Source organism: Bartonella occidentalis, assembly GCF_037070875.1.
In the GTDB taxonomy this organism is placed as follows: domain Bacteria; phylum Pseudomonadota; class Alphaproteobacteria; order Rhizobiales; family Rhizobiaceae; genus Bartonella.
The window spans coordinates 219,557-237,239 of sequence record NZ_JAYMZJ010000001.1; the positions used below are offsets into that span (position 1 = coordinate 219,557).

General features: G+C 37.9%; 17 protein-coding genes. 6 read left to right on the top strand and 11 right to left on the bottom strand.

The window, feature by feature from the left end:
* Positions 1-842: 842 nt before the first annotated feature.
* The 3 genes from WCP78_RS00995 to WCP78_RS01005 all read right to left on the bottom strand — a co-directional run bounded on the left by WCP78_RS00995 (position 843) and on the right by WCP78_RS01005 (position 3,598).
* The gene (locus WCP78_RS00995; protein WP_336278653.1) at positions 843-1,592 is read right to left on the bottom strand and encodes a L,D-transpeptidase family protein; all 750 of its coding nucleotides are present in this window, start codon (positions 1,590-1,592) and stop codon (positions 843-845) included.
* Between the two features lie 37 nt (positions 1,593-1,629).
* Positions 1,630-2,586: an acetyl-CoA carboxylase carboxyltransferase subunit alpha gene (locus WCP78_RS01000; RefSeq protein ID WP_336278654.1), complete on the bottom strand. Its 957-nt coding sequence runs from the start codon at positions 2,584-2,586 to the stop codon at positions 1,630-1,632.
* Positions 2,587-2,659: 73 nt separating this feature from the next.
* Positions 2,660-3,598 carry a site-specific tyrosine recombinase XerD gene (locus WCP78_RS01005; RefSeq protein ID WP_336278655.1) on the bottom strand — a complete coding sequence of 313 codons (939 nt, stop codon included), beginning with the start codon at positions 3,596-3,598 and terminating at the stop codon, positions 2,660-2,662.
* 255 nt (positions 3,599-3,853) lie between these two features.
* Between WCP78_RS01005 and WCP78_RS01010 the strand changes: the two genes are divergently transcribed.
* The 4 genes from WCP78_RS01010 (at position 3,854) to WCP78_RS01025 (ending at position 6,814) form a co-directional block, all read left to right on the top strand.
* Positions 3,854-4,474: a shikimate kinase gene (locus tag WCP78_RS01010; RefSeq protein WP_336278656.1), complete on the top strand. Its 621-nt coding sequence runs from the start codon at positions 3,854-3,856 to the stop codon at positions 4,472-4,474.
* Positions 4,464-5,597 (top strand): 3-dehydroquinate synthase, encoded by a 1,134-nt coding sequence (gene aroB, locus WCP78_RS01015; RefSeq protein ID WP_336278657.1) that lies wholly within the window; start codon positions 4,464-4,466, stop codon positions 5,595-5,597. Before WCP78_RS01010 ends, aroB begins: the two co-directional genes overlap by 11 nt.
* A 406-nt stretch (positions 5,598-6,003) precedes the next feature.
* Complete coding sequence (locus WCP78_RS01020) at positions 6,004-6,399, top strand: MliC family protein (protein ID WP_336278658.1); 396 nt, start codon at positions 6,004-6,006, stop codon at positions 6,397-6,399.
* A 16-nt stretch (positions 6,400-6,415) separates the two neighbouring features.
* Positions 6,416-6,814, top strand: coding sequence for an MliC family protein (locus WCP78_RS01025; RefSeq protein WP_336278659.1), 399 nt, complete (start codon positions 6,416-6,418; stop codon positions 6,812-6,814).
* A 13-nt stretch (positions 6,815-6,827) separates the two neighbouring features.
* Here the strand turns inward: WCP78_RS01025 and mnhG are convergent, their stop codons facing one another.
* The 7 genes from mnhG to WCP78_RS01060 all read right to left on the bottom strand — a co-directional run bounded on the left by mnhG (position 6,828) and on the right by WCP78_RS01060 (position 13,567).
* The gene (gene mnhG, locus WCP78_RS01030; protein WP_336278660.1) at positions 6,828-7,238 is read right to left on the bottom strand and encodes a monovalent cation/H(+) antiporter subunit G; all 411 of its coding nucleotides are present in this window, start codon (positions 7,236-7,238) and stop codon (positions 6,828-6,830) included.
* Entirely contained in the window at positions 7,235-7,516 is a 282-nt protein-coding gene (locus WCP78_RS01035) for a K+/H+ antiporter subunit F (protein WP_336278661.1), read from the bottom strand. Before WCP78_RS01035 ends, mnhG begins: the two co-directional genes overlap by 4 nt.
* Positions 7,516-7,998 carry a Na+/H+ antiporter subunit E gene (locus WCP78_RS01040; RefSeq protein ID WP_336279104.1) on the bottom strand — a complete coding sequence of 161 codons (483 nt, stop codon included), beginning with the start codon at positions 7,996-7,998 and terminating at the stop codon, positions 7,516-7,518. The genes WCP78_RS01035 and WCP78_RS01040 overlap by 1 nt, the downstream gene beginning before the upstream one ends.
* The gene (locus tag WCP78_RS01045; protein ID WP_336278662.1) at positions 7,998-9,614 is read right to left on the bottom strand and encodes a monovalent cation/H+ antiporter subunit D; all 1,617 of its coding nucleotides are present in this window, start codon (positions 9,612-9,614) and stop codon (positions 7,998-8,000) included. Before WCP78_RS01045 ends, WCP78_RS01040 begins: the two co-directional genes overlap by 1 nt.
* Positions 9,614-9,955 carry a Na+/H+ antiporter subunit C gene (locus WCP78_RS01050; RefSeq protein ID WP_336278663.1) on the bottom strand — a complete coding sequence of 114 codons (342 nt, stop codon included), beginning with the start codon at positions 9,953-9,955 and terminating at the stop codon, positions 9,614-9,616. The genes WCP78_RS01045 and WCP78_RS01050 overlap by 1 nt, the downstream gene beginning before the upstream one ends.
* Entirely contained in the window at positions 9,955-12,876 is a 2,922-nt protein-coding gene (locus WCP78_RS01055) for a monovalent cation/H+ antiporter subunit A (protein ID WP_336278664.1), read from the bottom strand. The genes WCP78_RS01050 and WCP78_RS01055 overlap by 1 nt, the downstream gene beginning before the upstream one ends.
* 196 nt (positions 12,877-13,072) lie before the next feature.
* Positions 13,073-13,567 carry a BA14K family protein gene (locus WCP78_RS01060; RefSeq protein WP_336278665.1) on the bottom strand — a complete coding sequence of 165 codons (495 nt, stop codon included), beginning with the start codon at positions 13,565-13,567 and terminating at the stop codon, positions 13,073-13,075.
* Between the two features lie 169 nt (positions 13,568-13,736).
* Here WCP78_RS01060 and WCP78_RS01065 point away from each other — a divergent pair, with 169 nt between their 5' ends.
* Together WCP78_RS01065 and WCP78_RS01070 are read left to right on the top strand one after the other, a co-directional pair.
* Positions 13,737-14,834 (top strand): carboxynorspermidine decarboxylase, encoded by a 1,098-nt coding sequence (locus tag WCP78_RS01065; RefSeq protein WP_336278666.1) that lies wholly within the window; start codon positions 13,737-13,739, stop codon positions 14,832-14,834.
* A gap of 59 nt (positions 14,835-14,893) precedes the next feature.
* Complete coding sequence (locus tag WCP78_RS01070) at positions 14,894-16,132, top strand: saccharopine dehydrogenase family protein (protein WP_336278667.1); 1,239 nt, start codon at positions 14,894-14,896, stop codon at positions 16,130-16,132.
* 133 nt (positions 16,133-16,265) lie between these two features.
* Here WCP78_RS01070 and lpdA read toward each other — a convergent pair whose 3' ends face one another.
* On the bottom strand, positions 16,266-17,672 hold the full coding sequence (gene lpdA / locus WCP78_RS01075; protein WP_336278668.1) for a dihydrolipoyl dehydrogenase: 1,407 nt from the start codon (positions 17,670-17,672) through the stop codon (positions 16,266-16,268).
* Positions 17,673-17,683: the final 11 nt, after the last annotated feature.

The window sequence follows — 17,683 nt, forward strand, 5'->3', positions numbered from 1 at the left end:
TTACAGACCATTCTGAATCACCTTATCTGAATTCAATCATTATCTATCGACTCTGTTATTACAACATTTGATATATCAAACACTCTTTCCACACTGGAACTCTACTCTGAAATACAAAAGCAGCTAGTATTCACTGATAAATTATACTCACAAAAACAAATTTTGCAGACCACAAAACACTCTAAACACACTTAAAGCGATCAATTCTAGACACAAACTATTGATACCCACTCTGATAATTTCTGTTTAAGTACATTAAAATTGATGGAATGAAAAAAAGAGAAAATACAGGATTTAAACAATGTTTAGCTCTTACCCCACACGGTCATTATAAAATATACGCGCCTTTTCACTAAGCCGTGATGAGACAATTGATCATGCTGATTTAGGACTTTTTAAATCTCCTAAAAGACACTTATGGCTATGGCGTGAAATTATTACGGATCAAGACAATTATTGCCCTATGTGATGATCCATATCACCCACTACAACACGGTATACAAACATTTTTTCATCCACCAATATAAACTTTTAACATGGACAGAAGGAAACATGCCAACCCACCTCATCATCATTTCTGACAGGATTAAAAAAAAGATAAAAAACTTTTCAATATTTTTTTAAACAAACCAGAAATAGATACAGCAAAACCACCATATCTGGTAATCCCCTAATCATTCCAGGGATGAAACTTTAATTTCTGCTCCAACCTTCAATGAATCAAAATTTTTGATGAACACCGTATGATGTAACCCTCAACACATTTTATGCTGTCCCACCATAAATATAATGAATCTCATTAAACTAAGTGGCGAGGTTCACATTTCATAATGTAACTATACTCACGGTATTATGGCAGTTGACATTTGAACAGTATCGCGACTAAAAACATAATGTTTTTCATAAACTTCAACTTTCGGAGGTTGGCGATTTTTTTCAAAAAAATCATAGCCTTCTTTAAGCATCATCCAGAATTTATAGTGTGGATTAGCACGATGACGCGCCATATTGGCAGAGGTCATACGGAAAGGAAAAGACTGCAACTGAAATTCTCTTTGCCCACCTCTAAAAGCATCCCGTGCAAAAGCGTAAATCTGCGCCATATTTTTATCACTCATGGAATAACACCCTGCAGAAAAGCAAGAACCGTGAACCATAAGATAACTTCCCGTACGACCATTCGCCTGATCATAAATATTAGGAAAGCCTATATTAAAGGAAAGATAATATTTTGAATAAGGATTCATTTGGCTTGCACTAATGGTGTAAAAACCTTCTGGTGTTTGAAAATCCCCCTCTTTATATTTAGGTCCAAGGTGACCTGACCACTTGCAAATTCCATAACGAGCTAAAAGTACAAAAGCTCCTGTACGGTTTTTCTTCCAAATTTCTGCAATATTTTCTTCTTTAAAAAACCGCATTACAATCGGTGCATATTGATCAATATCGTACAAAACCATTCTATTTTGGATTTCTTGTGGCAATGGTTGTTCAGCTTTAGCCTTAATAGAAGCAGGCAATCTTATTCCACACGCTGTCAATGCTCCAATTGCTAACAACGTACATGCTACAAAGAATCTGTTCAATATCATCAATAAACTCCAATCTACCACCTCCCGCAAAAATGAATTATGCTAAAGACCTACCAATTTGAAGATATTTGTCCCAACGCTCTCGCTTAAGAACCTCACCACTTTTTCCAACCATAGCCTTTAAAGCAGCTGAAATAACGTTTCCAGCTGCATCAATAACAGCATCTTTTCCTCGATGCGCTCCTCCTACAGGCTCTGGAATAATGCCATCAATAATTTTTAATTTATACAGATCTTGAGCGGTAATGTGCATATTCATTGCAGCATCTTTCGCTCGCGTTGAGTCACGCCATAAAATAGAGGCTGCCCCTTCTGGTGAAATAACAGAATAAATCGAATGCTCTAACATATAAACTTTGTTGGCTGCAGCAATTGCTATTGCTCCTCCAGAGCCTCCTTCTCCAATAATGATTGAAACCACAGGAACTTTTAAGCGCAAAGTTGCTGCTGTTGATTGAGCAATAGCTTCTGCTTGCCCTCGTTCTTCAGCGCTTACACCAGGATAAGCACCAGCAGTGTCTACAAAAGTCAATAATGGCAAGCCAAAACGGTCAGCCATTTCCATAATACGTACAGCTTTGCGATATCCTTCCGGACGTGCAGAGCCAAAGTTATAACGTAAACGCGTTTGCGTATCATGGCCTTTTTCTTGACCTATATACGCGACAGCCTCCCCTTTAAAGCGTGCAAAACCCGCTTGAATAGCTTCATCTTCAGCAAACTTGCGATCACCTGCCAAAGGTGTAACGTCACTCAATAATTGTGCAGAATAATCCATAAAATGGGGACGATCAGGATGGCGAGCTACTTGTGTTTTTTGCCATGGTGATAATTTTTTGTAAATATCACGCAAGGCAGTTTGGGAACGTTTTTCAAGACGCGCAATCTCATCACTCATATCTAGACTATTTTCTTCCTGATCAATCTTTTTTAATTCAAGAATCTGGCCATCAAGATCAGCAACCGATTTTTCAAAATCAAGATAATTATACATTGTACCTAACTTACTTTAATGTGACATATACATTTAGTATTTCTTTATAAAGTATTTTCAAAATATTACCTTTCTAACTAGCCTTCTTCTCATCGGCAAGTGGATGATACTCATTAACCAAACGATAAAGCCCTTCTTCCAATACATGTGTATAAATTTGAGTAGTAGAAATATCAGAATGACCTAACAAATGCTGAACTGTGCGCAAATCAGCACCATTTTGTAAAAGATGACTAGCAAAAGCATGGCGCAATATATGAGGAGAAACGCCATCACCTTTTATTCCAGCTCTTTTAGCAAGGTTTTTCAACTCCTGCGCAACAATTTGGCGAGCAATATACCCCGTCTTTGATCGAGCAGGAAAAAGATAAAAGCTTGCTGCATCCTTTCTCTGATCACGCAATATTAACCATTCCGAAAGAACTTGGCGTGCTTTTTTTGATAAGAGCACCATTCGTTCTTTTTGTCCCTTACCACGCACCAAGATACAATACTCTTCTCCCCGAGCCACTTGCACAGGAAGACTCACTAACTCACTAATGCGCAACCCTGTTGCATAAAGCATTTCAATCAATACATGACGACGCAATGCATGGAAATGAGCTTTAGATCCATAATTTACTTGACTTACTTCCAACTGAGCCAAATCAAGCAACTTTGTCACCACATTCTCACTTATTATTTTTGGCAAAGAACGCCCTTTACGAAGTGCATCAATATCATTTGAAGGATCATCTCCTCTCAGCCCTTCAGCATAAAGAAATTGATAAAACTGGCGTAATGTCGATAAACGACGCGCTTGCGAAGACGCTGAAAAACCAGCAGTGTGCATGAGCGATAAAAGACCAATTAAATCTTCTTTTTGCGCTGAAAAAAGTGAAATAGAGCGTGAAGACAATTTATCCTGTACCCATTGCAAATCATGCTGATAAGCTGAGAGTGTGTGATCAGAAGCTCCTCGTTCAGCACTCATCATCTCAAGAAAACGATCTATAATAACATCACTTTTCATTGATTTACTTTCGAAGAAAAATTCAACGAATCTAGAGGAACATCAATATACATATCTACTATCACCGGCTCTACCAAAACCACGAGAGATACCATTACACTGAAAAGAACCACAAGCAAAATGAAAAAAATAATCAAAAACCTAGTCAATGTTGGCATAAGACGATAAACAACCTAAAAATACTCTGCCTTCTATTATGCTCTATAAAGATTAACAGGAATTGACTTTCCAAAAGATAAATGTCGAAATAGCATTATGAAAAGTCGCCGATCAAAACATCCTCCGATAACACAAATAAAAAATCAACTTCTATCGTTTCTTGATAAACGAGCACTTGTATTTGTAGGTCTTATGGGAGCAGGAAAATCAGTGATCGGAAGGCGCGTTTCCACCATACTCGATCTGCCTTTTTACGATTCTGACCAAGAAATTGAAAAAGCTGCACAAATGACCATTCCTGAACTCTTTAAAGTTTATGGTGAACTAGAATTTCGCTCTCTTGAACAGCGTATTATTCTAAACCTCATAAAAAAGAAGCCTCTTGTTTTAGCAACAGGCGGTGGTGCCTATATAAACGAAAACATCAGAAATACCATTCATGAAAATGGTATATCTATATGGCTTAAAGCAGATCTTAATATACTTATACAACGTATTTTGAAGGGGCGCCAAACACGGCCATTACTTCAAACAGAAAATCCTAAAGAAACCATGCAAAAACTCATGGAACAACGCTATCCTATCTATGCAAAGGCAAACTTAACAATTAACAGTCATCAAAGAAATAGTCACACCGTAGCTAAAAATGTCATACGATCTGTACAGCATTACTTATATAAAGAAATAGACGATAGGAATAACGAACATGCAAGCTGAAACAGTCACTGTTAAACTGGACAAGCACCATTATGATATCATCATTGGCTCAGATTTAATTGTACAAGCAGCTTTACAGATTAAACGTTCTCTTAACCACAAAGATATTCATCAAAAACGTTTTGCCATTATTACAGATACAAATGTCGCTTCTTTGCATTTGGATAAATTGCAAGAAGAATTAACAAAAAATCAAATCAGCATTGTTCCAATCGTCGTGGAACCAGGGGAGCAATCAAAATCATTTTCAACTCTGCAAACTATAATTAATAAAATTCTTGCTGCACGTTTAGAAAGAGGCGACTGCATCATTGCTTTTGGTGGTGGTGTCATTGGTGATTTGGGAGGATTTGCCGCAAGCATCGTACGTCGAGGCATGAACTTCATCCAAATGCCCACAACGCTTCTCGCACAAATTGACTCGTCCGTGGGTGGAAAAACTGGGATCAATAGCCAATATGGTAAAAATCTTATTGGTTCCTTTTATCAACCAAAATGCGTTATTGCCGACACTTGTATTCTTGATACATTACCATTGCGTGAATTTCGCGCTGGTTATGCCGAAATAGTTAAATACGGGCTCATTAATCAGCCTGATTTTTTTGAATGGCTTGAAAAAAATGGGCAACAAATTTTTTCTAATGGCTCAACACGAACAAAGACCATTGTTCACTCATGTCAATTTAAAGCTGACATTGTCACGCGAGACGAATTTGAAACAGGAGAACGCGCATTATTGAATCTTGGGCATACATTCGGACACATGCTTGAAACAGCAGTTTCTTATAACCCAAACCGTTTAATTCATGGTGAAGCTGTAGCTATTGGCATGATTCTCGCTCACCAATTCTCAGCTCATCTAAATTTAATAAACCCCACACTCATACAACGTATAGAAGCACACCTAAAAACCGTTGGATTACCAACGCAGCTAAAGGATATTCCAGGAAAATTACCGAATGCTGAAACGCTTATGACTTTTATTGCCCAAGATAAAAAAGTTTCGCAAAACAGTCTAACCTTCATATTAACACGTGGCCTTGGTCAATCATTTATTGCAAAAAATATTCCACCAGACGCAGTTTTAACTTTTTTAAAGCAAAAACTAGAGAAAATCAGTTAATTCATATTGAATATAATTGATTTCGTTTTTATACTTCAGCTAAATGATAGATGTGTTTATGTCTGCGTAGCTCAGTAGGATAGAGCACAGGATTCCTAAAAATTGGGCACCTTAAGGAGAAATTCTCAAAGTGAATCTGCTCAAATTCGGGGAAAGCTTCATAGGATAACTATATGCCAATCCCGAGCCAAGCCTCCCTTAATTAAGTGAGAGGAAGGTGTAGAGACTGTACGGGCGGCGCCTAAAAAGTGCAAACTTCAAGGTGAAGAGACAGTCCAGACCACAAACAGCCTGTAAAGCTGGCGATGAAAGTCGAAGTGGTATGAATCCTGGGGTCGCAGGTTCGAATCCTGCCGTAGACACCATCACATTAACTAGCTATTCTTCTGCATAATAAGGAAGCACCATGAAAAAAACTTCACTCATTCTAGGATTTTTCGCCGCTTTAAATCTATCACTCTTCAACCTCACCAATGCCTTTGCAGCTTCTTTAATCCTCGAGGTACCAGATAATCCAGAACCAAAAACTGAAACTGTTGCTTATCAGTGCAATACTGGAACAGAAAAAGAGCGTATTGAGGCAACCTATCTTGATGCTCACAATGTTTCGTTAGTTGACTTTACATGGAAAAACGACCGCGTCCTCGCTGCAAATGTAATTACCCCCATGGGAACAAAATACGCAGGAGCTCATTATACCTTGTGGAGAATCAACAACGAAATCATACTTTATAACCTTGTTCATGATCCAGAAGAAAAAAAACCTATCCTCTGTAAGGAAGAATCGACATTATTATTTTAAATATTGAGGAAACATTATGAAAAAAACTTTTTTTATTTTACAAATTTTTGTTGCTTTAAGTTTGTCATTATTTAGCTCAGTTAGTGCTTTCGCCGGTTCTTTAGTTATTGAAGTACCAGATGATCCAGAACCAACAACAGAGACATTTACCTATCAGTGCGATCTTGGAAAAAGTAAAGAAAACCTTGAAGTAACTTATCTCAACGCTGGTACTATTTCATTAGTTGATTTTACATGGAAAGGTAAGCGCATCGTCGGTTCCAATGTACTTTCCGCTTCTGGAGACAAATATGCAGGAGGTGCATATATTTGGTGGACGAGTAAAGGCGAAGCCACATTTTATGATCTCATTAATGACCCAAATGAAGAAAAGCCTATTCTCTGTGTAGAAGAAAAAGATAGCACAGTAAAGTAGATCATATTGCCTATTAAAGACCGCACTGGCTCTCATCGCATGATGTTTGTTCTGGTAAGGATAGTTTGTCTTCCGCCTGATGCGATAAAAGAGCTAATGGCTTTTTTAAGTGATCCTCTACGTAGTGCCGATAAGCTGCTGCTTGTGATAGCAACATGGAAGTTACTGGAGCTGTCACAAGCATGAAAATCATTAGCAATATTTCATGAAAAATAAATCGATGATCTATGAGCATTGAATAAAGAAATGAAGAAATGAGAATACTGCCTGCCCCCCAAGTCATGCCGACTGAAGGCGCATGTAAACGTTCATAAAAATTCGAAAAACGTACTAAGCCTATTGCTCCAATCAGTGTAAGGCCAGACCCTAATATTAAAAAAGCAGTGATAACAATAGCAGCGACAAGCGATATATCATCATTCATTCAATAATTTCCCCACGAATTAAAAATTTCGACAAAGCGATACTCGATACAGAACCCAAAAGCCCAATGATAAGAGCCGCGACAAAATAAATAGTTGTTCCTGAACGGATATCAAATGTAAGAAACAAAAGAATAGTTATTATATAAAGAGCATCCAGACCAACAACCCGATCTTGTGCTCGCGGACCACGAATCAACCTAAACAATGCAAGCATCATCGCTAAACTTAAAAAACTCTGTGATAAAAAAAGCCCCCAATAAAGGATCACCATACTCATTAGAAAATCTCCAAAAGCAATTGCTCATACCGTTTTTTGATCAACTGTTGGTAATCAAATCCATTTTCTAAATTTAATACATGCAACAAAAGTTCTCCATTTTTGCTATTATAGGCGACCCAAACAGTTCCTGGAGTTGCCGCAAGGATGCACGCTAAAATAGCCAAAGCACTGCGACTTTCAAGTAAAAGAGGTACAATAATAAAACCAGACCGCTGCCTTCGAGATCTTTTTGTTAAAATAAACCAAGCCACTGAAATATTTGAAATTATAGAATCTATAAGCACTCGAAAAACTAGACGAAAAACTGCACCCCAGTTTTTAATAATAATCTTTTCTGGCTCAAGAGATCGCATCATCCAACCGCAACATAAAGCAACCACAATCCCCAAAAACAATTGTCCTAAATTAAAACCATTTAATATCAGCCACATAAAAACAATAGCACTACTGAAAAAAGGTGAGGGACAAAAATAACTTATCAATTCACCCCCCTATCTCTGAGAGAAAAATCTGTTAAAACGCTTCCAATATAGTTTTGAGGATCATGTAAAGTTTTAGCAGTTTCAGACATATAATGACCAACAGGAGCAGCTATAATTGTTATGAGCAAGCACAAAGCAAGGAGAACAGCAATAGGCGCAAATTCTATTACTTGCACACGTGGAACCTTACCTTCAAGAGAAACCCAAAAAGTTCTAATACCAGCTCGAGTCATAGCAATTAAAGCTGCAAAACCAGACATGGTAACAAGAATAATAAAAAGCCAGTCATGTAAAACCAGTGAAGAAAAAATATCTTCTTCATTGTAGTTTAAAACTGCCATAAACATCATAAATTTAGCAACAAAACCAGAAAACGGAGGGAGACCAATAATTAAAATAGCACACATACCAAAACACGCCCCTAAAATTGCCAAGGTTACCGGTAAATAGATACCAACTTCGTCTTCCTCCTCCTCTTCATCATCACCATACACCTCCATTGTAACAGCCAAAACATTTGCACCCACATCTTGACTGCGTTCGACTAACTCCGCTAAAAGAAAAAAAGCTCCAAGTGCGAAAGTAGAAGAGACAATATAAAAGAGTGCACCTGCTGTCAGTGCTGCATTGCTTATACCAATTGCTGCCAATAATGTACCAGAAGATACAAGAACACTATAGGCAACTAAACGCACCAAAATTTGGCTAGCCAATACACCAACAAAACCAAAAACTACAGTGATAAGCCCACCATAAAATAAAATCGTATGACCAAAATGGCTGAAATGTCCACTTTCAGAACCAAACCATAACAGCGTTAAACGTAAAATAATATAAATACCCACCTTACTCAAGAGAGCAAAAGAAGCTCCAACAGGTGCTGCCGCTGCACTGTAAGTTGGCATCAACCAAAAGTTAAGCGGCCACATACCTGCTTTGAGTAAAAAAACAATACCCAAAAGCGCAGCACCTATTTCGAATAAAACAATATCCTGAGAAGCAATATTTTTTATTTTGACAGCCAAATCAGCCATATTAAGAGTACCAACGACGCCATAAATAAGTGCTGTACCAATTAGAAAAAGCAATGATGCAACAAGATTAACGACGACATAATGCAACCCTGCGCGTACACGTAATTGACCAGAACCGTGTAAAGCAAGACCATAAGAAGCTGTTAACATAATTTCGAAAAATACAAATAAGTTGAATAAATCACCCGTTAAAAAAGCACCATTTATTCCAACCATAAAAAATTGCATCAATGACTGAAAATGAGAACCAGCTTTACACCAATGAGCCTGAGAAAAAACCAGCGTAGCAGTAATCAACAAACTAGAAAGTAAAAGCATCATAGCGCTTAAACGATCAAGAACCAAAACAATCCCAAAAGGAGAAGGCCAATTTCCAAGCCTGTAAACATCTGAAGCCGGTGCTATTTTAAGGACATGCATAATCAATAAAGCAGCAATAACAACAGACAGTCCAGCAGAAGCAATACTAATCAATGATTTAAGTTTCGAACGCCGTTCATCACAAAAAAGAAGAATCGTTCCGGTGGCTAGTGGCAAAAGAATAGGCAAAATAAGGAGATGATACGCCCCTGCTTCCATCACTGCACCTCACGCCCATCAACATGATCCGAGCCCGTTAAACCACGCGAAACCAACAAAATGACCAAAAACAAAGCTGTCGTTGCAAAATTAATCACGATCGCTGTTAAAACTAAAGCTTGAGGGAGAGGATCGACATAATTAGCAGGATTAATTACTGTAGAAGGATCAATAATCGGTGCAGTATTGCTACGCGGTCTACCCATTGACAGCATGAATAGATTGACACCATAAGAAATCAAAGACAACCCAAGAATAACTTGAAAAGTTCGTGGACGTAAAAGAAGCCAAATTCCGGATCCAACAAGAACACCTATAGCCAAAGAAAGGATAATTTCCATTAATTTTCCTTCTCTTTTGCATTAGGTTTTTTACCAATTCGATAACTACGAATTGATTGATGTGCAAGTGCAATTAAAATAAGAATAGTTGCTCCTAAAACCAAAGAAAATACGCCCAAATCAAATAAAAAGGCAGAGGCCATAGGAATATTTCCAATCAACGGAAAATGATTATATTGAAAAAAAGATGTCAAAAAAGGATACCCCCAAAACCAAGAACTCGCCCCTGTTATTAACGATAACAACAATCCACAACCTATCCAACGCAAAGGCAAAATTTTCAAGTGGCTTTCCACCCACCGAATATCGCGCGCAAGATATTGCAAAATAAACCCTATTGCTAAAGTCACACCACCAGCAAACCCACCTCCTGGCAAATCATGTCCCCGGATGAATAAGTAAACAGAAAAAGCTATAATAACTGGAAAGAGCCAACACATAATAACAGAAGGAACAACTAAATAATCCAAAACCGTATCCCCCACGCTTCGCTCAGATTGTGTGATATTAGAAATTTTCTGAATACGTTGTTTAGAAGGTGCATTAATACTCTCAGGTGCAGGACGAAAACGCCTTAAAAGAGCAAAAACAGTCAATGAAACAACCCCCAAAACCACAATTTCTCCTAGTGTATCAAAACCGCGAAAATCAACCAAAAGAACATTTACAACATTGCGACCACCAGCATCAGAATAAGCATGTGTCAGAAAAAAATCAGAAATTGTTGTACCTTGCGGACGTGTCATTACTGCAAAGGATAGCCATGCTATGCCCGCTCCTCCTAAAACCGCTATAATAAAATCACGAACACGACGCAAACGCACTAAAAAACTAACAGACACTGAATGAGAATCATGCAAACGCTTAGGCAACCATCGCAAACCAAGCAATAATAAGACTGCTGTCACCACTTCAACGACCAATTGTGTTATTGCTAAATCAGGAGCAGAAAGCCATAAAAAGGTTGTACAAGCCATCAAACCAGCTCCTCCCAAGAACATCAATGATGCAAAACGGTGGAACTTTGCTTGCCAAGAAACTAAAAGCGCACATAATCCACCGACCAGCCACACAGCAAGAAAAGAAATATCAAGAGGAAAAAGCGGTAACAAACCAGCTGAAATTAAACCATCATACCAAAGTAAAATGCCAACAAATGCAAAACATACCACTAAAAGCCAGTGTAATTGTGGTTGTAAACGACGTGTTGACAAAAAAGATTCCACAGCACGCGCCCATTTCCAAGAAATAATCACAAGAATTTGTTCAAAAATACGATGTCCTTTCAAGTGGCGGAAAAAGGGAGCTCCATCATCACAGGATAAAAAATAACGATGCGCGATAACATAAAGTGACACACCTCCTGATAAAGCAATAAAACTCATCATTAATGGCGTATTAAACCCATGCCAAACAGCTAAACTATAAGAAGGAGTTTTTGATCCTAAAACAGATACGACTGCATTATCCAAAATGGGGCCTATTGTTAAATTTGGGAAAATACCAACCGCTAAACAAATAAACACTAAAAGTTCAATTGGGAAACGCATAAAATGCGGCGGTTCATGTGGAGTTTTTGGCAAATCAATAGACTCTCGCCCTAAAAAAACACCATGAATAAAACGCACAGAATAAGTCACACTAAACAAACTAGCCAGTGTTGCCACATAAGGAGCAATCCAATCTAACCAAGATTCCATATGCTTTTCAACAGCTTCAGCAAAAAACATCTCTTTCGACAAAAAGCCATTCAACAAAGGCACACCAGCCATCGCTGCACTCGCAACTAAAGCCAGAGTCCCTGTAATAGGCATAAAGCGAAAAAGTCCTGACAGCTTACGCATATCACGCGTCCCTGTTTCGTGATCAATAATACCAGCTGCCATAAACAAAGACGCTTTAAAAGTAGCATGATTAGCCATATGAAAAATTGCTGCAACACAAGCAAGTGGACTAGCAAGACTCAAAAGCGTAGTCACTAATCCAAGATGGCTAATAGTTGAATAAGCAAGCAGTCCTTTCAAATCTTGCTGAAACATAGAAAAATAAGCACCAAGAAGTAGCGTTGCAAGCCCTGAAAAACCAACCAACCAGAACCAAGATTCTGTTCCAGATAAAACTGGCCATAAACGAACCAGCAAAAACAATCCTGCTTTCACCATTGTTGCTGAATGTAAATAAGATGATACGGGTGTTGGAGCCGCCATTGCATTAGGTAACCAAAAGTGAAATGGAAACTGCGCGCTTTTTGTTAATCCTCCCAATAAAATACAAATAAGCATAGGGCTATAAAGAGGACTTGACCGGATCAGATCCCCAGACTGAAGCACCTTATCCAAATCAAAACTGCCAACGATGTGGCCAATCAATAAAACCCCTATAAAGAGGGAGAAACCACCAAAACCTGTAATTGTTAAAGCCATACGCGCCCCCTCGCGCGCACTCGCATTATGATACCAATAACCAATCAATAAAAAAGAAAAAATACTGGTTAGTTCCCAGAAGATAACTAAAAAGACAAGATTGCCTGATAAGACTATCCCTGTCATTGACCCCATAAAGGCCAGAAAAAAGGAAAAAAACCGCGGAACAGAATCTGCGGAATCCATATAATAACGCGCATAGACGACAACAAGTAGCCCAATCCCTGTGATTAAAAGACAAAAAAGCCATGACAAACCATCCATACGAAGAATTAAATTACTTCCCCACTCTGGAAGCCACAAAATATCTAAGCGTACCAGATGATTTCCACGAACTGCTGGATAAAGCATTATTGTAAAAATAAGACAGACAAGCGCGATAACCCCAGAAAACCACGCTTCGTGATTTTCCCCTGTTGAACGAAAAAAGCCAACAACAACACTTCCACCAAAGGGAAGCAAAACAAGCAATATTAACATTGCTTCCCATGTTGCCATTCTTTAAACTCCACCCTCTTTTCTTAGCATTTTGTTATAAACAAAATAAAAATCTTATACTATCATTTCCCACTACACATTTACTACAATAAGATTTAATAAAACTTAAAAGTATAAAACTCTAATACCACAACCATTGTGTGAAAGAAAACTGTATAACACAAAAAGTAACTAAAAGATTTTTATCTTTAATCTTTTATCCTTTTAAAAAGTGAGAAAAGCACTGCTTACGTGAGCCATGAAAAGGCTGATAGCTATTATCACTCTTATTGTATGAACGATAATGCAGTACGCAAAAATTAATATGTTGTTTAAGCATCAACGATTCTTTTTTATCTAAAGAAGCAGCTTCAAGTCTTCCTTTGGGAGATTCTACTGTTTTTAATGCCACAGACTTTGCATCTGAATCATCTAGATATGAAGGTTTAATAAATGCTGCTTCGGGATACCACCAATTATCGCTGTATCTAAGATAACCAAGCCGATAAGTACGATAACCTTTAAAACCATTAAGTTCTCTCCGCCCTGTAACAACCAAAGAACCCTTCTTTTCTTGGGCTGAAGATTGATAGAATCCTTTACTCTCAGCGTCACTTTTTTCCGCAGAGCTAGTGATATTGGTTATTATTATGAAAACACTCCCGACAAGCACAATAACGAAAGCATAACACAACCTCTTTAGTATAAGCATAATACGAATCTCACAAGAAATGAATAAAATTTGAATTGTAGAAGGTCTCTCCACCGCTAAACAAAAATAGATTCTCGTTTACAACTCTTTATTTGCTTGAGACATTCTGTTACTCCATATACTAAACGTGAATTTCAAGAATAAGATCCTTCAAAAAAATGGATAAACAATGATTAGGACTCCCTATTATCTTATTGATAAATCTAAACTTATAAGAAATATGGAAACTATCGCTCGCTTACGAGAAATATCAGAAGCAAAAATTTTATTAGCTTTAAAGTGCTTTGCTACATGGAGTCTCTTTGATTTGATGTCCGAATATATGGATGGAACCACATCATCATCTCTCTATGAACTGCGCTTGGGAAAAGAAAAGTTTGGCAAAGAAACCCACGCCTATTCCGTAGCTTGGGCAGATGATGAAATTGATGAAGCTTGCGGTTATGCAGATAAAATTATTTTCAATTCAATCCAACAGCTTCAACGTTTTGCTAGTGCAACCAAAAATATTCAACGAGGTTTAAGATTAAATCCAGGGATAAGTGCATCAAATTTCGATCTTGCAAATCCATCTCGTCCTTTTAGCCGCTTAGGAGAAACCAATCAAAACGCTATTAAAGAAGTTTTGCCCCTAATAAACGGATTAATGATTCACAATAACTGTGAAAATGCTGATTTTAGCCTTTTCAACCAAATGCTTAATCACATGGAAAAAAAATTTGCAAAACTTTTTGCCGCAGTTGATTGGATAAGCCTTGGGGGTGGAATTCATTTTACGGCTGAAAATTATCCTCTAGAAGCTTTTGCAAAACGCCTAAAAGATTTTTCAAAAACCTATGGTGTCACCATTTTTCTAGAACCAGGGGAAGCCGCTATCACTAAAAGCACTACTCTAGAAGTGAGCGTTCTTGATACATTATATAACGAAAAAAAACTGGCCATCGTTGATAGCTCAATAGAAGCTCATATGCTTGACCTTTTAATTTATCGTGAAAATGCTAAATTAGAACCCAATAAAGGCTCCCATGAAATTATGGTTTGTGGAAAATCTTGTCTTGCTGGCGATATTTTTGGAACATTTTTATTTACTGAACCCCTTAAAATAGGCGACAGGCTATCTTTTCAAGACGCCGCAGGTTACACAATGGTCAAGAAAAACTGGTTTAACGGCGTTTCAATGCCAGCCATTGTCATTAAAGAAAATAATGGAGCTTTAACAGTTCAGCGTCAATTTAGCTATAACGATTACAAAAATAGCCTTTCATAACCAAAATGACGTGCAAAAAAACTATCATGCTACAATAATAATAAGGAGATGACCCCAAAATGAAGAAAAATGTTCTCATCATTGGTGCTGGAGGTGTTGCACAAGTTGTTGCGCATAAATGTGCCCAAAACAACAATATTCTCGGTGACATTCATATCGCTTCACGAACACTCAAAAAATGTGAAGCAATCATTGCATCAATTAAAGAGAAAAAAGCAATGAAAGTGGAAGGTATTCTTAAAGGCCATGAACTCAATGCAATGAATGTTGCAGAAACTGTACAACTCATCAAAAAAAATAAATGCGAAATTGTTATCAATGTTGGCTCTTCTTTTCTTAATATGTCTGTTCTCTCAGCCTGTATAGAAACCAAATGTGCCTATATCGATACTGCAATTCATGAAGATCCTTTAAAAATTTGTGAAACCCCTCCTTGGTATAACAATTATGAATGGCTCAGACGTCAAGAATGTGAAAAGGCTGGTATAACCGCTATTTTAGGAGCAGGCTTTGATCCTGGCGTTGTTAATGCCTATGCCGCGTTAGCACGCAATGATTATTTCGATACAATAACTGATATTGATATTATTGATATTAATGCTGGAAACCACGGACGCTGGTTTGCCACCAATTTTGATCCAGAAATTAATTTTAGAGAGTTTACAGGGCAGGTATGGTCTTGGCAAAATAAAAAATGGACTTCCAATCAAATGTTCGAAGTCAGCCATGAATGGGACTTACCAGTTGTTGGAAAGCAAAAAGCTTATATGACAGGACATGATGAAATACATTCATTGTCTAAAAATTTTGACGTTCAGAATATTCGCTTCTGGATGGGATTTGGTGAACGCTATATCACTGTTTTTACCGTTTTAAAAAATCTTGGACTTTTATCAGAACAGCCTATCAGAACAGCAGAAGGACAAGAAGTCGTTCCTTTAAAAGTTGTAAAAGCTGTATTACCTGATCCAACTTCTTTAGCACCTGACTATACAGGAAAGACCTGTATTGGAGATCTTATTAAAGGTGAAAAAAACGGAGAACCAAGAGAAATTTTTATCTATAATATAGCCGATCACAAGGAAGCCTTTAATGAAACTGGAGCTCAAGGCATTTCTTATACAGCTGGCGTACCTGCTGCCGCTGCAGCAATTCTCATTGCCACTGATCAATGGGACGTTAAGACAATGGTTAATGTAGAAGAACTGCCACCACGTCCATTCCTAAAATATCTCGATCATATGGGACTTACCACCTGTATAAGAGAACAACAAGAAGATAAAAAATTAGAATTTTAAATTACTCCATATGTAAGAAGAGATACAAAAAAAAACCGCTCTAAAAAGGCGGTTTTTTTTAAATCTACAGTTTCTATAAAACCTTAAAAATAAAAAAGTCAGTCCCCTATATTTCTTTTTTAAAATCCTCTTTTTAAATATGAAGCGGTCTAGCAAATGTCGCCAAAGCAGCTTCCCTCACGGCTTCCGATAAAGTAGGATGTGCATGACAGCACCGTCCTAAATCTTCTGATGAACCCCCAAATTCCATTAGAACTGCAATCTCATGAATCATTTCACCAGCGCCAAACCCAAGAATATGTCCACCTAAAACCCGATCTGTCTTTTTATCAGCAAGGATTTTAACAAACCCATCACTTTTTTGCATTGCACGTGCCCGACCATTTGCCATAAAAGGAAATTTTCCAACATTATAGTCAATTCCAGCAGCTTTAAGCTCTTCTTCTGTTTTGCCCACACTAGCAATTTCCGGCTGGGTATAAACAACGCTAGGAATGACATCAAAATTAACATGTCCTCTTTGACCTGCCAAAATTTCAGCCACAGCGACACCCTCTTCCTCAGCTTTATGCGCCAACATTGGTCCCTTAACAACATCACCAATAGCATAAATTCCTGGAACATTGGTCTGCCAATTTGCATCGATTGCGATAAAACCACGCTCGTCCACCTGAACACCAGCCTCTGCCAAACCAAGACCCTCGGTATATGGATAACGTCCGGTAGCAACTAACACAACATCAGCCTCTAAAGTTTCAGATGAACCACCTTTAACAGATTCAAACGTCACCTGAGCAGTTGAATCAGATCGAGTAATAGCAGTTACCTTCGTACCAAGCTTATATTCAATTCCCTGCTTTTCCATTAATTTCTGAAATTGCCGAGAAACTTCACCATCCATTGTTCCTAAAACTTTATTAAGATATTCAACAATGGTAACTTTAGCACCCAAACGACTCCAAACTGAGCCAAGCTCTGAACCAATAACACCAGCACCAACCACAATCATATGCGTTGGTACTTTTTCAAGTGCAAGCGCTCCTGTAGAAGATACAACAATCTTTTCATCAATTTCAACATTTACACCTGGAATACCAGAACTCTCCGAACCCGTTGCAACAACAATACTTTTTGTTGCAATCACTTGTTGATGACCATCCCTAGCAATGACTTCAATTTTACCTGTACCTAAGATTTTGGCTGTACCAAAAATAATATCAACTTTATTCTTTTTCATTAAAAAAGAAACGCCACTCGTATTGGCTGTTACAACAGCTTTTTTATGCACCATCATTTGCTCAAGGTTAAGCTTGGGTTTTGAAATAGAAACACCTATCGTTTCAAACCCATGTTGTGCTTCAGCAAACACTTCTGATGCATGCAATAATGCTTTAGAAGGAATGCAACCAACATTGAGACACGTACCACCTAAAGTCATACGCTTTTCAATAATCGCTGTTTTCAGCCCCAATTGTGCCGCTTTTATTGCCGTTACATAACCACCTGGACCTGCACCAACCACAACCACATCATAAGACATCCATTTTTCCT

Excerpts from the sequence above, each read along its gene's own strand:
- WCP78_RS00995 (WP_336278653.1), bottom strand. The coding sequence starts at position 1,592 with ATGATATTGAACAGATTCTTTGTAGCATGTACGTTGTTAGCAATTGGA.
- WCP78_RS01000 (WP_336278654.1), bottom strand. The coding sequence starts at position 2,586 with ATGTATAATTATCTTGATTTTGAAAAATCGGTTGCTGATCTTGATGGC.
- WCP78_RS01005 (WP_336278655.1), bottom strand. The coding sequence starts at position 3,598 with ATGAAAAGTGATGTTATTATAGATCGTTTTCTTGAGATGATGAGTGCT.
- WCP78_RS01010 (WP_336278656.1), top strand. The coding sequence starts at position 3,854 with ATGAAAAGTCGCCGATCAAAACATCCTCCGATAACACAAATAAAAAAT.
- aroB (WP_336278657.1), top strand. The coding sequence starts at position 4,464 with ATGCAAGCTGAAACAGTCACTGTTAAACTGGACAAGCACCATTATGAT.
- WCP78_RS01020 (WP_336278658.1), top strand. The coding sequence starts at position 6,004 with ATGAAAAAAACTTCACTCATTCTAGGATTTTTCGCCGCTTTAAATCTA.
- WCP78_RS01025 (WP_336278659.1), top strand. The coding sequence starts at position 6,416 with ATGAAAAAAACTTTTTTTATTTTACAAATTTTTGTTGCTTTAAGTTTG.
- mnhG (WP_336278660.1), bottom strand. The coding sequence starts at position 7,238 with ATGAATGATGATATATCGCTTGTCGCTGCTATTGTTATCACTGCTTTT.
- WCP78_RS01035 (WP_336278661.1), bottom strand. The coding sequence starts at position 7,516 with ATGAGTATGGTGATCCTTTATTGGGGGCTTTTTTTATCACAGAGTTTT.
- WCP78_RS01045 (WP_336278662.1), bottom strand. The coding sequence starts at position 9,614 with ATGGAAGCAGGGGCGTATCATCTCCTTATTTTGCCTATTCTTTTGCCA.
- WCP78_RS01050 (WP_336278663.1), bottom strand. The coding sequence starts at position 9,955 with ATGGAAATTATCCTTTCTTTGGCTATAGGTGTTCTTGTTGGATCCGGA.
- WCP78_RS01055 (WP_336278664.1), bottom strand. The coding sequence starts at position 12,876 with ATGGCAACATGGGAAGCAATGTTAATATTGCTTGTTTTGCTTCCCTTT.
- WCP78_RS01060 (WP_336278665.1), bottom strand. The coding sequence starts at position 13,567 with ATGCTTATACTAAAGAGGTTGTGTTATGCTTTCGTTATTGTGCTTGTC.
- WCP78_RS01065 (WP_336278666.1), top strand. The coding sequence starts at position 13,737 with ATGATTAGGACTCCCTATTATCTTATTGATAAATCTAAACTTATAAGA.
- WCP78_RS01070 (WP_336278667.1), top strand. The coding sequence starts at position 14,894 with ATGAAGAAAAATGTTCTCATCATTGGTGCTGGAGGTGTTGCACAAGTT.
- lpdA (WP_336278668.1), bottom strand. The coding sequence starts at position 17,672 with ATGTCTTATGATGTGGTTGTGGTTGGTGCAGGTCCAGGTGGTTATGTA.